The sequence below is a fragment of the Adlercreutzia sp. DFI.6.23 genome (assembly GCF_024462535.1).
GTDB classification, from domain to species: domain Bacteria; phylum Actinomycetota; class Coriobacteriia; order Coriobacteriales; family Eggerthellaceae; genus Adlercreutzia; species Adlercreutzia rubneri.
Genome location: NZ_JANGBP010000030.1, coordinates 1 through 712 on the forward strand (window position 1 = coordinate 1; position 712 = coordinate 712).

Annotated in this window: 1 protein-coding gene and 1 pseudogene; both read left to right on the plus strand. The window is 69.2% G+C overall.

Annotated elements, in window-relative coordinates:
- Nucleotides 1-438 (plus strand): MptD family putative ECF transporter S component (locus NE591_RS12165; RefSeq protein WP_256156733.1); only part of this gene is annotated, 438 nt, incomplete at its 5' end.
- Between the two features lie 9 nt (nucleotides 439-447).
- Nucleotides 448-712 (plus strand): annotated as a pseudogene (locus NE591_RS12170) (hypothetical protein); the annotation flags it as partial.

The following is a 712-nucleotide window of genomic DNA, read 5'->3' on the forward strand; positions in this document are numbered from 1 at the left end:
GGCATCGTGTGGACCTACCTCATGGCGCGGGTGCCCAAGCGCAGGGCGGCCTTCATCGCCGGCGCCATCATGGCCCTGCTCGGCTTCGTCATGGGCATGGCCTGGACGGGCCCGGTGGGCATCCTTGCCGGCGCGGCCCTCTGCGAGCTTGTCATGATGGCCGGCCGCCGCGCGAAGTGGACGGTGGTCGTGTGCTGGGCGGTGCTCGTGCTGTGCTGGTGGTTCGGGCAGATCTCGCTCATCCTGTTCGCCGGCGAGTCCTATGTGCAGATGGTGGTGGACATGGGCATGACGGCCGAGTACGGCCAGGGGCTCGTGAACTGGGTGTACAGCCCTGCCTTCCCGATCTGCGGCTGCGAGACGGCGCTGTGCGCCGCGCTCGGCAGCTGGCTGGGACTGCGCATCTTCCAGAAGCACTTCGCGAAGATCGCGGCCTAAGGGGAAGCAATGGCGACGGAACAGGATAAGCGGCCCCAGGGCGGCAACGCCGTGATGCAGCTGCTGCAATTCGCCGGGTCGCGGCGCTGGCTCGCCTTCGCGGGCTCGGCGCTGGCGGCGGTCAACGGCATCCTTACGGTGGTGCCGCTCGTGCTCGTGTGGTTCGTGCTGCGCGACTTCGTGGCCGTAGCGCCCCTAGCACGGCCGCCCCGAAGGCGAGCCACGCCCACAGCGTGGCGTCGGTGGCCTCCTCGAAATGGGGCGCTACGGCCAC